The sequence below is a fragment of the Pseudomonas sp. GL-B-26 genome, from assembly GCF_019947405.1.
GTDB lineage: Bacteria > Pseudomonadota > Gammaproteobacteria > Pseudomonadales > Pseudomonadaceae > Aquipseudomonas.
Genome location: NZ_JAGYGJ010000006.1, coordinates 17655 through 29872 on the forward strand (window position 1 = coordinate 17655; position 12218 = coordinate 29872).

A 12218-nucleotide genomic window follows, 5' to 3' on the forward strand; every position below is an offset into this window, starting at 1 on the left:
GGCATAGCAGCGGTCGGTTTCTGACCTGTCATTCGAAGCATTTGGGCTAAGGATTGAAGGATGTGTCTGGTCTGAAACATTTGCTAATGCAAAGTGGCGGGTTATAACTAACGCACGAACGACGCAGGAAGCCTTCGGAATGGAATCGAAAGAACGACAGTTAATGGAGTTACTCGGCCTCACGGCTCGCTCGCTGACCCACCTCACCGCGTCCATGACTTCGATGTCCTTCGAGTTGATGCGCAGTGAAGACGAAGTGACCAAGGCTGCCGGCCGGCGGATGATCGACCGCATGGCAACCATCAGCACCGGGCTCGACGAGCACTGGCGGCTGATCGGCGAACTCACCGGTGTTCATGTTGCTCAAGAGCAGATTGAAACCATCCAGGAGATCCAGTTGCAGGCGCCGCCGAGGCTGCCGCCGAACTGATCCCCAGCAGTCATCGGCTGGCCTGATGGCCGCCGATTCACAAGACGAACGTCGCTGGCGCAGCAGTGGATCAGGCGCCATAGTTTTGTTCCCGCGGCCGATATTGCCCGCCCAGAACAAGACAGAGACTGGCCATGACCAAGACTCTCCATCACCGTGCGTGCCACTTGTGCGAAGCCATCTGCGGCCTGACCATCGAAACCACCGAGGTCGAAGGCGCGGTGCAGATCACGTCGATCAAGGGTGACGCTCAGGATACATTCAGCCGCGGGCACATCTGCCCCAAGGCCGTCGCCCTGCAAGATATTCAGAATGATCCGGATCGTCTGCGTCAGCCGATGCTGCGTGTCGGCAGTGAATGGCAACCCATCGAGTGGGAAGACGCCTTCAGCCTTGTAGTCGAACGTCTGGCGGCGATTCAGGAGCGTCATGGACAGAACGCGGTGGCGGTCTATCAAGGCAACCCCAGCGTGCACAACTATGGGCTGATGACCCACAGCAATTACTTTCTCGGCCTGTTGAAAACCCGCAACCGGTTTTCCGCGACCTCAGTCGACCAGTTGCCCCATCACCTGACCAGCCATTTGATGTACGGCCACGGTTTGCTGTTGCCGATCCCGGACATCGATCACACCGATTTCATGCTGATCCTCGGCGGCAATCCGCTGGCCTCCAACGGCAGCATCATGACCGTGCCGGATGTGGAGAAGCGCTTGAAGGCGATTCAGGCTCGGGGCGGCAAAGTGGTGGTGGTCGATCCGCGCCGCAGCGAAACGGCGGCGATTGCCGATCAGCATCTGTTTGTGCGCCCCGGTGGCGATGCGGCGTTGTTGTTCGGGCTGCTCAACACCTTGTTCGCTGAAGGCCTGACCCGCGACAGTCATTTGCCGGTGGACGGTCTGGATGAGGTGCGGGAAGCCGTCGCGAATTTCACCGCCGAGGCCATGAGCCCACTGTGCGCGGTGCCTGCCGAACAGATCCGCCAACTGGCGCGGGACTTTGCGGTGGCGCCGACAGCGGTCTGTTACGGCCGCATGGGCGTCTCGACCCAGGCGTTCGGCACCTTGTGTCATTGGGTTGTGCAACTGATCAATCTGGTCACCGGTAATCTTGATCGCGCAGGAGGGGCGTTGTGCACCGAACCGGCGGTGGACCTGGTGGCATCCACCTCGGGTGGGCATTTCAATCTGTGGCAGAGCCGGGTCTCCGGGCGTCCTGAATATGGTGGAGAACTGCCGGTCTCGGCGCTGGCCGAAGAGATGCTTACCGAAGGGGAAGGGCAGGTCCGCGCGCTGATTACCGTGGCGGGCAATCCGGTGCTGTCGACGCCTAATGGCCGGCAACTGGAACAGGCGCTGGACGGTTTGGAGTTCATGGTCAGCATCGACTTGTACATCAATGAAACCACGCGTTATGCCGACCTGATTCTGCCGTCCACCTCGGCCCTGGAAAACGATCATTACGACACGACTTTCAATATGTTTGCGGTGCGTAACGTCAGTCGGTTCAATCGCGCGATTCTGGCCAAACCTGAAGGTGCGTTGCATGACTGGGAGATTTTCGTGGGGCTGGCCAAGGCGTTTGCTGCGAAGACTGGCAAAGCATTAAAACCAACCGTCGCTCCGGCGCAGATGATTGATCATGGCTTGCGGATGGGGCCGTATGGCGACGCTTCGGAGTACAAACTGTCGCTGGCGACCTTGTTCGATCACCCTCACGGTGTCGATCTTGGGGCATTGAAATCCAATCTGGCTCCACGTCTGAAAACGGCTAATCAGCGAGTCCAGGCAGCGCCTGCCGCGATCCTTGCGGACCTCGTGCGCTTTGCGGCATTGAAAGCGCCGGCCTTTGATGAGTTGCTGATGATTGGTCGCCGTCATGTGCGCAGCAACAACTCGTGGATGCACAACTATCACCGCCTGGTGAAGGGCAAACCGCGCCATCAATTGCTGATGCACCCGGATGATCTGGCCAGTCGTGGGCTCAACGACGGGCAACGCGTGCGGGTCAGTTCGCGGGTCGGTGAGATCGAAGTTGAAGTACTCGGCAGTCTGGATATGATGAAAGGCGTGGTCAGCCTTCCGCACGGTTGGGGCCATGCGCGGCCGGGTGTGCAGATGACCATTGCCAGTGGTCAGCCGGGTTCCAGCGCCAATGACTTGACCGACGAATGTCAGCTCGATGAGTTGTCGGGCAATGCGGCGTTGAACGGTGTGCCAGTGACCGTGGCGGCGGCTTGATCAAGTCTGTCGGGGAGACCGAGCAGGGTGCTCGGGTTTCCGTTACAATGCGCCACCGTGCCGACCCCTGAGTCGGAAAGTTCAGCCGAGGTGCTCCATGGATATCATCGAAACGATTAAAGAGCAGATTGCTAACAACACCATTCTGCTTTACATGAAAGGCTCGCCGAATGCCCCGCAGTGTGGCTTCTCCGCGAAAGCCGCGCAGGCCGTGATGGCGTGTGGTGAAAAATTTGCTTACGTGGACATCCTGCAGAACCCGGAAATCCGCGCCAACCTGCCAAAATACGCCAACTGGCCAACCTTCCCGCAACTGTGGGTTGGCGGTGAGCTGGTCGGCGGTAGCGACATCATGACCGAGATGGCTGCAGACGGTTCGCTGCAAACCACCATCAAGGCTGCTGTCGAAGCTGCTGCTGGCAAGACCGAAGCCTGAAACCAAGGCATTAAAAAAGCCCCGCCTCTTTAAAAGAGCGCGGGGCTTTTTATTGTCTCGAGTTTAGCGGGCGCTAACTTACTCTTCGCCCATCTGCGATTGCAGATAGTTCTCAAGACCGACTTTATCGATCAGACCCAGTTGGGTTTCGAGCCAGTCGATATGTTCTTCTTCGGATTCAAGAATATCTTCAAGCAGTTCACGGCTACCAAAGTCGCCAACGGTTTCGCAATGAGCGATAGCCACTTTGAGATCCGCATGACCGGTGCGCTCGATACGCAGGTCGCACTCAAGCATTTCCTGGGTGTGTTCGCCGATCTGCAGCTTGCCAAGGTCCTGGACGTTCGGCAGGCCTTCAAGGAACAGAATGCGCTTGATCAGCTTGTCCGCGTGCTTCATCTCGTCGATGGATTCGTGGTACTCGTGCTTGCCGAGCTTGTTCAGGCCCCAATCTTCGTACATGCGTGCATGCAGGAAGTATTGATTGATCGCGACCAGCTCATTGGCAAGGATCTTGTTGAGATGCTGGATGACTGTAACGTCGCCTTTCATGATGGGGTCCTGCCCTAAGTAGCTGTCAATAAGGCTGAGTTTGGGCCGCGTAATTAAGAGTGTCAAACCTAAGTTATTGAAACTTAAGTGAAAATTAATCGGAATAAGAATGTTTGTGTTCCGCGTCTAGAGCGTAAGCGATTGATTTTCAGACATAAAAAAACCGGACATCAAGTCCGGTTCTTTGAAATACGTTACTTACGCCGCAGTAAATTCTACAGGGTACGGAATCGCGGCCTGGGCCGATTGCAATTTGGTCAGCGTTTCGCGGACCACTTCCTTGGCAAGGCAGGCACATTTGCCGCATTGGCTGGCTACGCCGGTGGCCTGACGGACTTCCTTATAGCTGCAGCAACCTTCATAGATCGCTTCGCGGATTTGACCGTCGGTGACGCCAGTGCAGAGGCAAACATACATAAGTGAAAACCGTCGCTGGTTGTGACTCAATTGCGATGGATCTTAATGTTAACGAGAATGATTGTCAAAGTGGTTTCTGAAAGCTTTGCTCAGGGCTGACGAACGGTTTCCTCTCGGCGTCGATCACGAGGAAAACCTGTCGATAGCATTTCCCCTGACAAAAAAACCGTTAAGGACAGGGCAAAAACGCAGTGTATGATGGCCGGTCCTTATGAAGGGGGTTCGTGTCACAGGGCTGTCGCCTGAAGGTGGCAGGCTGGCGCAAACCCGGAACTTCACGTTTTTACACCAGGAGATATCCAATGAGCGTACTCGTAGGCAAACAAGCCCCAGACTTCACCGTACCGGCCGTACTCGGCAATGGCGAAATCGTAGACAGCTTCACCCTGTCGTCGGCCATCAAAGGCAAATACGGCCTGGTGTTCTTCTACCCACTGGACTTCACCTTCGTTTGCCCGTCCGAGCTGATCGCTCTGGACAACCGCATGTCTGACTTCAAGGCACGCAACGTTGAAGTGATCGCCGTTTCGATCGACTCGCACTTCACCCACAACGCCTGGCGCAACACCCCGGTCAACAATGGTGGTATCGGCCAGGTCCGTTACACCATGGCTGCCGATATCAAGCAGGAAATCATGAAGGCTTACGACGTTCAGTCCGCTGACGGCGTAGCTTTCCGTGGTGCGTTCCTGATCGACGACAAAGGCGTTGTCCGCTCGCAGATCATCAACGACCTGCCGCTGGGCCGTAACATCGAAGAGCTGGTTCGTCTGGTCGACGCTCTGCAATTCCACGAAGAGCACGGTGAAGTTTGCCCTGCCAACTGGAAAAAAGGCGACAAAGGCATGACCGCTTCCACCGAAGGTGTTGCGGCTTACCTGACCGAGCACGCTGCTGCGCTGTAAGGCACGTTTGAGGCATAAAAAAACCGGCCGTTGAGGCCGGTTTTTTATGGGCGGGATAAACCCAACGATCAGTCGTTGTAGTCTTCCCAGCCGCCCATTTGTTTCCAGCGATTGACGATGCCGCAGAACAACTCGGCCGTCTTCTCGGTGTCGTAGCGAGCCGAGTGGGCCTCACGACCGTCGAAGTCGATGTCGGCTGCCGAACAGGCCTTGGCCAGTACGGTTTGGCCGTAAGCCAGACCGGCCAGGGTCGCGGTATCGAAGCTCGAGAACGGATGAAACGGGTTACGCTTCATGTCCAGGCGCGCGACAGCAGCGTTGAGGAAACCCAGATCGAAGCTGCTGTTGTGCCCGACCAGAATCGCCCGTTTGCAACCGTTGGCTTTCAGGGCCTTGCGGATGCCGCGGAAGATGTCGGTCAGCGCGGCTTCTTCACTCACTGCCATGCGCAGCGGGTGATCGAGTTTGATCCCGGTAAATTCCAGGGCGGCCGCTTCGATGTTCGCGCCTTCAAAAGGCTCTACGCGAAAGAAGTAGGTGTGGTCGGGGTACACAAACCCTTTTTCGTCCATGCCGATGGTGGTTGCGGCGATTTCCAGCAAGGCGTCAGTGGCAGAGTTGAAACCACCGGTTTCAACGTCGACAACGACTGGCAGGTATCCACGGAAGCGCTCAGCCATCGGGTGGCGTGAACCACCTCCGCCGCCTTGACCGTCCTGTTCGTCGTCGAAATGGTCTTCACTCACGCGTGTTCCTCCAGCAGGCGCCAGCGCAGTTTTTCACCGGCGCGCAGCGGGATTACGTTCAGCTCGCCAAATGGCAGGCTGGTTGGGGCGGTCCACTCTTCGCGGACCAGGGTGATGCGATCGGTGTTCACCGGCAGGCCGTAGAAACGAGGGCCGTTCAGGCTGGCGAAGGCTTCGAGCTTGTCCAGCGCGTTGCGCTGTTCGAAGGCTTCGGCATACATCTCGATCGCTGCATAAGCGGTGTAGCAACCGGCACAACCGCAAGCGGCTTCTTTGGCGTGCTGGGCATGGGGCGCCGAGTCGGTGCCGAGGAAGAACCTGTCGCTGCCGCTGGTGGCGGCGTCGAGCAGGGCTTCCTGATGGGTGTTGCGCTTGAGGATCGGCAGGCAATAGAAGTGCGGCCGAATCCCGCCCACCAGCATGTGGTTGCGGTTGTACAGCAGGTGATGCGCGGTGATGGTCGCGCCAACATAGGCCGAAGCCTCGTTGACGAACTGCACGGCGTCAGCGGTGGTGATGTGTTCGAACACCACTTTGAGCGTCGGGAAGCGCTCGACCACACGACGCATGTGCTCATCGATGAAGAATTTTTCGCGATCGAAAACGTCGACATCGCCACGGGTGACTTCACCGTGAACCAGCAAGGGCATCCCGACTTCGGCCATGGCCTCGAGTGCAGGGAAAATCTTGTCGATGCTGGTGACACCAGAGTCCGAGTTGGTGGTCGCGCCGGCCGGGTACAGCTTGGCGGCGTGAATGAAACCGCTGGCCTTGGCCTCGCGAATTTCTTCGGGCTGGGTGCGGTCGGTCAGGTACAGCACCATCAACGGTTCGAAGCGGCTGCCAGCCGGGCGTGCAGCGAGAATCCGCTGGCGATAGCCGTCGGCTTCAGCGGTGTTACGCACCGGAGGTACCAGGTTGGGCATGATGATGGCGCGACCAAAGGTGCGCGCGACATCCGCGACTGTATTGGGCAACACAGCACCATCGCGAAGATGAATATGCCAGTCGTCGGGACGCAGCAGGGTCAGGCGGTCGGACATGAGGGGATTCCAGGCGGGTCAAACTGAGGGGAATGCTACCGGAAAAGACTCTTGCAGGCACTCGCTATCAAGTTTTGCTGGAAGCTTCCGATATCCAACAGGTATGCCGTAAACATCTGTGTGTCGGTCTTTTTGTTGTAGAAGCCAGTGGAGCCTCCCGTGCGCCAGCGTTATTTAGCCTTGCTCAGCGTGTTTGCCAGCCTTCCTGCGATGGCGCTCACTTTCCAGACCCGTCTGGAGAGCATCGAGTGGACGGTCGAAGGGGACAAGTTCGAGTGCCGCCTGACTCAGCCGATCACCGATTTCGGTTCGGGTGAGTTCGTGCGTCGCGCTGGCGAGCAAGCGACGTTTCGTCTGAAGGCCTATAACTCGATGATCGGCGGCGGTTCGGCGACCTTGTTGGCGGCCGCAGCGCCCTGGCAGCCGGGGCGTGGCGACATCAACCTCGGCTCTGTGCGTATAGGCAGCGGCAATGTGTTGTTCAACAGTTCGCAAGTTCAGGCCGGCCGCTTGATCAGTGGCCTGATGGATGGTCGCAGTCCGGTCGTTCGGCATTACTCGGGCGATGGCCGGGTGTCGGAAGTGCGTCTGTTGCCAGTCAAGTTCAGCAAGGCGTTCAACGATTATCAGGGCTGTGTGGCGAAGTTGCTGCCGAAGAATTTCGAGCAGGTTAAACAATCGCAGATCGGCTTCCCCGGCGAAGGCCTCGATCTCGACGCGCAGGCCAAGGCTCAATTGCAAGTGATGCTGGAGTTCATGAAGGCCGACCCGACGGTCAACCACATCGAACTCGATGGCCACTCCGACAACAGTGGCAACCGCCTGACCAATCGTGACCTGTCGCGGCGTCGGGCCCTGGCCGTCATGGAGTTCTTCAAGGCCAACGGCGTTCAGGAATCACAGATCACCGTGCGCTTTCACGGCGAGCGTTATCCATTGGCGCCCAATACCAATTCCGCCAACCGGGCGAAGAACCGTCGGGTCAATGTGCACCTCGCGCGCGTTGCGCCCACCGAAAAGGCGGCCCCTCAGGCCACTGCATCGGCGAGCGCCGCGTCGACCTCCTGAAGCCGCTGTTATCGTCGCTCACTCGACATAATCTGTCGCTTCGTCGTCATAAGCTGTCGCGCCTCTGTAAATTATCCTGCATGAGCGGTAGACTTGGCGGCTTTCCGTAGAACCCCGTGGAGTGATGGCATGGCGGACGTAAACAAGGTCGTTCTGGCGTATTCCGGCGGCCTGGACACTTCGGTGATCCTCAAGTGGCTGCAGGATACTTATAACTGTGAAGTCGTGACCTTCACCGCTGACCTGGGTCAGGGCGAAGAGGTCGAACCTGCACGCGCCAAGGCACAGGCCATGGGCGTGAAAGAGATCTACATCGACGACTTGCGCGAAGAGTTCGTGCGCGATTTCGTTTTCCCGATGTTCCGCGCCAACACCGTTTACGAAGGCGAGTACCTGCTGGGTACCTCCATCGCTCGTCCGTTGATCGCCAAGCGCTTGATCGAAATCGCCAACGAAACCGGCGCTGACGCCATTTCCCACGGTGCCACCGGCAAGGGCAACGACCAGGTTCGTTTCGAACTGGGCGCCTACGCCTTGAAGCCAGGCGTGAAAGTGATTGCTCCGTGGCGCGAATGGGACCTGCTCTCCCGTGAAAAGCTGATGGATTATGCTGATAAGCACAACATCCCGATCGAGCGTCACGGCAAGAAAAAATCCCCGTACTCGATGGATGCCAACCTGCTGCACATCTCCTATGAAGGCGGCGTGCTGGAAGACACCTGGACCGAGCACGAAGAAGACATGTGGAAATGGACCGTCTCCCCGGAGAAGGCTCCTGACAAAGCGCAATACCTGGAACTGACCTACCGCAACGGCGATATCGTCGCACTGGACGGCGTCGAAATGACCCCGGCCACCGTGCTGGCGACCCTGAACCGTATCGGCGGCGAACACGGTATCGGCCGTCTCGACATCGTCGAGAACCGTTACGTGGGCATGAAGTCCCGCGGCTGCTACGAAACCCCTGGCGGCACCATTATGCTGCGCGCTCACCGTGCGATCGAATCGATCACCCTGGACCGCGAAGTGGCTCACCTCAAAGACGAGCTGATGCCTAAATACGCCAGCCTGATCTACACCGGTTACTGGTGGAGCCCTGAGCGTCTGATGCTGCAACAGATGATTGATGCGTCTCAGGCCCACGTGAACGGCGTTGTGCGCCTGAAGCTGTACAAGGGCAACGTGATCGTCACCGGTCGCAAGTCCGACGAATCGTTGTTCGATGCCAACATCGCGACCTTCGAAGAAGATGGCGGCGCCTACAACCAGGCCGACGCGGCGGGCTTCATCAAGCTCAACGCGTTGCGCATGCGTATTGCGGCGAACAAAGGCCGGAAACTTTTCTGAGATCTTTGAAACCGTAGTGGAACGACGTTAATAGAGTTGTGGCCTTGTCAGTGACAAGGCCACAATTTCTGAATAGGGGGAGTTTTCCTGCCGGACATCGTGTTATCAGCGCTCTTTTTGTATCTGTAATACCTTCCTTCTGTTTCCTCTCTCTGAATGCTCTTCAAGCGTTACCTGCTGCGTGTCAGGTAAAAAGAGTGATCAAGAATCGTCAGACCGCGTGAATTCAAATTGTAAGCAATGCAAAGCGTTGGGCCGCTGCGATTCTTTGCCTGTTTTGATTGCTTGCTTGCGCTTTCCTTCAGTAATGCCTCCGAATCGGTACAGGTAAGAAATACGATCACTTGTGCTGGGCTTCCCTGTGGGTGCCGGTTTTTTTCAATCCATGCACCGAATTCCATTCTCTTGTTTAGCCACCGCGCATCGACGATGTGCAGGTTTTTTAGCTGCTCGGCCAGGCAAACGTGCTGTAGCGCCGAGAGGCCCGTTTGAATACCGATCCGAACGGGAGGGTCCTTCAGGTTATCTGGCCGCTGACCGCGTTCAGCGTTGTCCATCACTTTTATAAAATGCTTTCCCTTGCCGAAATCGGATGGCGCGTACAGCGACCGGTAGTTGAAGTTGAGTGTGGCGAAGAAAAGAAAAAGCAAATAAAAAGGGAAGCTGATCAGGAACCAGACATAGAGCTCCCGCTCCTTATTGTCGAGAAAGGGCAGCGAGACGGCGGCCGATGTTTCAGAAATAGCGGCAAATATTGCAATAACTGTCATGGGGTTGATGATTTTTTTCTTTGATTTGGTCATGTTTTTTGCTCATTGGAATATTGTCTTTTCTCGGTTGATTTATATTTTTGGTTTTGATTTTAATAACTAAGTGGTCGGTGTTTATATTTGTGCAGTACTCCTTTTAAGTTTTGGATTTCGAAGGTTTGATAGTAACGGTATTGAACGTGCGGCGGGTGCCTCTGTTGTTGGGTTTTAGGCGGTGTTGGGTTGAGTTTGTTGTTGAAGTGTTGCCTGGTGTGATTTTTTATTAAATCCTTGATATGCGGTATTTGTGGTGTGGCGTTTCAAGTGGTAAATATCAGTTACTTTTAAGGGTAGCTCAATAGTCAGTATTCGTTTGATCGTCTTGCGACGAACTCCGTTTTTTGGTTTTCTGGTTGTAAATAGAAACAAAAAAACTTCGGAAAAACGAAATGTTTTCAGGTTGATAAAATTTTTACCCTCTCGGTATTTTTGGGAATTTTGTAAGACTATTCTTTAATGTCTGTAGGGAATGTCTCTCGGTGTGGGTGGCCGAGGGGGGCGGCATGCCACGGGTGAAACGACTAGGCTATCGTGCGGGCTCTAAAAATTCGAACAGCGAAAATTGGACTTGCCCATGAATAAAGTGCTGATCGTGGATGATCACCCTGTCATTCGTCTTGCGGTACGTATGCTAATGGAACGTCATGGCTACGAAGTCATTGCAGAGACAGATAATGGCGTGGATGCGTTGCAACTTGCCCGTGAGCATATGCCGGATATTGTCATCCTGGATATTGGAATACCGAAACTTGATGGCCTGGAAGTCATTGCGCGTCTGACATCGACAGCAATGCCCATGAAAGTACTGATACTAACTTCCCAGGCGCCTGGGCATTTTTCCATGCGTTGTATGCAATCGGGTGCCGCAGGGTATGTCTGCAAGCAACAGGATCTCACTGAATTACTCAGTGCAATAAAGGCAGTATTGTCGGGCTACAGTTACTTTCCGAATCAGGCCTTGCATACCGTACGTTCCAGTTTGGGGAACGCCAGTGAAGCCGATATGGTGGATCGACTGTCGGGACGGGAGATGATGGTCTTGCAACAATTGGCCCGAGGCAAGACCAACAAGGAGATCGCCGATGGAATGTTCCTCAGCAATAAGACCGTCAGTACTTACAAGACTCGTCTGTTGTTGAAGCTCAATGCTCGCTCCCTGGTCGACCTGATCGAATTGGCTCAACGCAATGGTCTGGTGTGACTGCCTCAGCGTTTGACGAGGCGCGATGACCGGGGGTATCAGGGGTCGGCACTTAGTAAAAAGCCTCCGTTTCGGGAGGCTTTTAGGTGTCATAGATCAAAATCGTAATCGGCCAATTGCTTTTGCAGTCGGCGCTCCTCCAGCAGATTGTCGATGGTACGGCGTTTGCTCAGGTTGGTCTTCGCCACTTCAACCACCGGTTCAGCATCATCAGCCTCAACAGGGGTGAAGTCGTCTTCTACGTCCAATTGCTCTTTGCCAGTGCTCATAGTGTTACTCCAGGCTAAGGCTGCCTTTGGCGCTCCTTATATCGATAAACTCCCGGCGGGTAAAAAAGATTTTTTCAATCGATAAATCAAAAAACCTAATAGCGCCTCAATCGTCCGATGTCTTTTGCTTGTATTCGCACAAGTCTTCGATCCGGCAACTGCCGCAGCGAGGCTTGCGAGCCAGGCAAACGTAACGTCCGTGGAGGATCAGCCAGTGATGGGAATCCAGCAGATATTCCTTCGGTACGAACTTCATCAGTTTTTGCTCAACCTCGACCACATTTTTGCCAGGAGCAATGCCGGTACGATTGCTGACCCGGAAAATATGCGTGTCCACGGCCATGGTCAGCTGACGGAATGCGGTGTTGAGCACCACGTTGGCAGTCTTGCGGCCGACGCCGGGTAACGCTTCCAGCTCTTCACGGGTTTGCGGCACTTCGCCTCCATGACGCTCCATCAGCAAGCGACAGGTCTCGATCACGTTTTTCGCTTTGCTGTTGAACAGGCCGATGGTCTTGATGTATTCCGACAACCCCTCGACACCCAGGGCATAAATCGCCGCCGGTGTATTGGCCACCGGGTAGAGCTTGGCGGTGGCCTTGTTGACACCGACATCGGTCGACTGCGCCGAGAGAATCACGGAGATCAGCAATTCGAACGGCGAGGAGTAGGCCAATTCGGTCTTCGGCTCCGGGTTGTCTTCGTGAAATCGGCGAAAAATTTCCAGACGTTTTGCGGCATTCATGGGCAATGCA

The 12218-nt window shown here is 55.6% G+C and carries 14 protein-coding genes; 7 read left to right on the plus strand and 7 right to left on the minus strand.

Annotated features, from left to right (window positions below; translation table 11 throughout):
• Positions 1–139 precede the first annotated feature (139 nt).
• The 3 genes from KGB23_RS05605 to grxD all read left to right on the plus strand — a co-directional run bounded on the left by KGB23_RS05605 (position 140) and on the right by grxD (position 3106).
• On the plus strand, positions 140–430 hold the full coding sequence (locus KGB23_RS05605; protein WP_008155590.1) for a hypothetical protein: 291 nt from the start codon (positions 140–142) through the stop codon (positions 428–430).
• Between the two features lie 134 nt (positions 431–564).
• Positions 565–2670 carry a molybdopterin oxidoreductase family protein gene (locus KGB23_RS05610; protein WP_223430238.1) on the plus strand — a complete coding sequence of 702 codons (2106 nt, stop codon included), beginning with the start codon at positions 565–567 and terminating at the stop codon, positions 2668–2670.
• A gap of 97 nt (positions 2671–2767) precedes the next feature.
• Positions 2768–3106, plus strand: coding sequence for a Grx4 family monothiol glutaredoxin (grxD, locus tag KGB23_RS05615; protein ID WP_223430239.1), 339 nt, complete (start codon positions 2768–2770; stop codon positions 3104–3106).
• Positions 3107–3184: 78 nt separating this feature from the next.
• Here the strand turns inward: grxD and bfr are convergent, their stop codons facing one another.
• Both bfr and KGB23_RS05625 read right to left on the minus strand, forming a co-directional pair.
• On the minus strand, positions 3185–3658 hold the full coding sequence (gene bfr / locus KGB23_RS05620; RefSeq protein ID WP_008155586.1) for a bacterioferritin: 474 nt from the start codon (positions 3656–3658) through the stop codon (positions 3185–3187).
• Between the two features lie 198 nt (positions 3659–3856).
• The gene (locus KGB23_RS05625) at positions 3857–4075 is read right to left on the minus strand and encodes a bacterioferritin-associated ferredoxin (RefSeq protein ID WP_008155585.1); all 219 of its coding nucleotides are present in this window, start codon (positions 4073–4075) and stop codon (positions 3857–3859) included.
• A 302-nt stretch (positions 4076–4377) separates the two neighbouring features.
• Here KGB23_RS05625 and KGB23_RS05630 point away from each other — a divergent pair, with 302 nt between their 5' ends.
• A complete protein-coding gene (locus KGB23_RS05630) occupies positions 4378–4980 on the plus strand; it encodes a peroxiredoxin (RefSeq protein WP_008155583.1) in 603 nt (200 codons plus the stop codon).
• Positions 4981–5048: 68 nt separating this feature from the next.
• On the opposite strand, the gene rnt is transcribed toward KGB23_RS05630, so the two are convergent.
• Together rnt and pyrC are read right to left on the minus strand one after the other, a co-directional pair.
• Complete coding sequence (gene rnt / locus KGB23_RS05635; RefSeq protein WP_046047091.1) at positions 5049–5726, minus strand: ribonuclease T; 678 nt, start codon at positions 5724–5726, stop codon at positions 5049–5051.
• Entirely contained in the window at positions 5723–6769 is a 1047-nt protein-coding gene (gene pyrC, locus KGB23_RS05640) for a dihydroorotase (RefSeq protein WP_223430240.1), read from the minus strand. Before pyrC ends, rnt begins: the two co-directional genes overlap by 4 nt.
• A gap of 159 nt (positions 6770–6928) precedes the next feature.
• Here pyrC and KGB23_RS05645 point away from each other — a divergent pair, with 159 nt between their 5' ends.
• The gene (locus tag KGB23_RS05645; protein ID WP_223430241.1) at positions 6929–7837 is read left to right on the plus strand and encodes a flagellar protein MotY; all 909 of its coding nucleotides are present in this window, start codon (positions 6929–6931) and stop codon (positions 7835–7837) included.
• A gap of 129 nt (positions 7838–7966) precedes the next feature.
• Positions 7967–9184 carry an argininosuccinate synthase gene (locus KGB23_RS05650; protein WP_150658606.1) on the plus strand — a complete coding sequence of 406 codons (1218 nt, stop codon included), beginning with the start codon at positions 7967–7969 and terminating at the stop codon, positions 9182–9184.
• Between the two features lie 170 nt (positions 9185–9354).
• Here KGB23_RS05650 and KGB23_RS05655 read toward each other — a convergent pair whose 3' ends face one another.
• Positions 9355–9987: a hypothetical protein gene (locus KGB23_RS05655; RefSeq protein WP_223430242.1), complete on the minus strand. Its 633-nt coding sequence runs from the start codon at positions 9985–9987 to the stop codon at positions 9355–9357.
• A gap of 580 nt (positions 9988–10567) precedes the next feature.
• On the opposite strand from KGB23_RS05655, the gene KGB23_RS05660 reads away from it, so the two are divergent.
• On the plus strand, positions 10568–11194 hold the full coding sequence (locus KGB23_RS05660; protein ID WP_008155570.1) for a response regulator transcription factor: 627 nt from the start codon (positions 10568–10570) through the stop codon (positions 11192–11194).
• Between the two features lie 89 nt (positions 11195–11283).
• Here KGB23_RS05660 and KGB23_RS05665 read toward each other — a convergent pair whose 3' ends face one another.
• The gene (locus tag KGB23_RS05665) at positions 11284–11463 is read right to left on the minus strand and encodes a PA3496 family putative envelope integrity protein (RefSeq protein ID WP_007898493.1); all 180 of its coding nucleotides are present in this window, start codon (positions 11461–11463) and stop codon (positions 11284–11286) included.
• A gap of 106 nt (positions 11464–11569) precedes the next feature.
• Positions 11570–12208 carry an endonuclease III gene (nth, locus tag KGB23_RS05670; protein WP_008155568.1) on the minus strand — a complete coding sequence of 213 codons (639 nt, stop codon included), beginning with the start codon at positions 12206–12208 and terminating at the stop codon, positions 11570–11572.
• Positions 12209–12218 lie beyond the last annotated feature (10 nt).

Coding starts and splice junctions, on each gene's coding strand:
- nth (WP_008155568.1), bottom strand. CDS start 12,208: ATGAATGCCGCAAAACGTCTGGAAATTTTTCGCCGATTTCACGAAGAC.
- KGB23_RS05660 (WP_008155570.1), top strand. CDS start 10,568: ATGAATAAAGTGCTGATCGTGGATGATCACCCTGTCATTCGTCTTGCG.
- KGB23_RS05655 (WP_223430242.1), bottom strand. CDS start 9,987: ATGACCAAATCAAAGAAAAAAATCATCAACCCCATGACAGTTATTGCA.
- KGB23_RS05610 (WP_223430238.1), top strand. CDS start 565: ATGACCAAGACTCTCCATCACCGTGCGTGCCACTTGTGCGAAGCCATC.
- KGB23_RS05625 (WP_008155585.1), bottom strand. CDS start 4,075: ATGTATGTTTGCCTCTGCACTGGCGTCACCGACGGTCAAATCCGCGAA.
- KGB23_RS05665 (WP_007898493.1), bottom strand. CDS start 11,463: ATGAGCACTGGCAAAGAGCAATTGGACGTAGAAGACGACTTCACCCCT.
- KGB23_RS05605 (WP_008155590.1), top strand. CDS start 140: ATGGAATCGAAAGAACGACAGTTAATGGAGTTACTCGGCCTCACGGCT.
- grxD (WP_223430239.1), top strand. CDS start 2,768: ATGGATATCATCGAAACGATTAAAGAGCAGATTGCTAACAACACCATT.
- bfr (WP_008155586.1), bottom strand. CDS start 3,658: ATGAAAGGCGACGTTACAGTCATCCAGCATCTCAACAAGATCCTTGCC.
- pyrC (WP_223430240.1), bottom strand. CDS start 6,769: ATGTCCGACCGCCTGACCCTGCTGCGTCCCGACGACTGGCATATTCAT.
- KGB23_RS05650 (WP_150658606.1), top strand. CDS start 7,967: ATGGCGGACGTAAACAAGGTCGTTCTGGCGTATTCCGGCGGCCTGGAC.
- KGB23_RS05630 (WP_008155583.1), top strand. CDS start 4,378: ATGAGCGTACTCGTAGGCAAACAAGCCCCAGACTTCACCGTACCGGCC.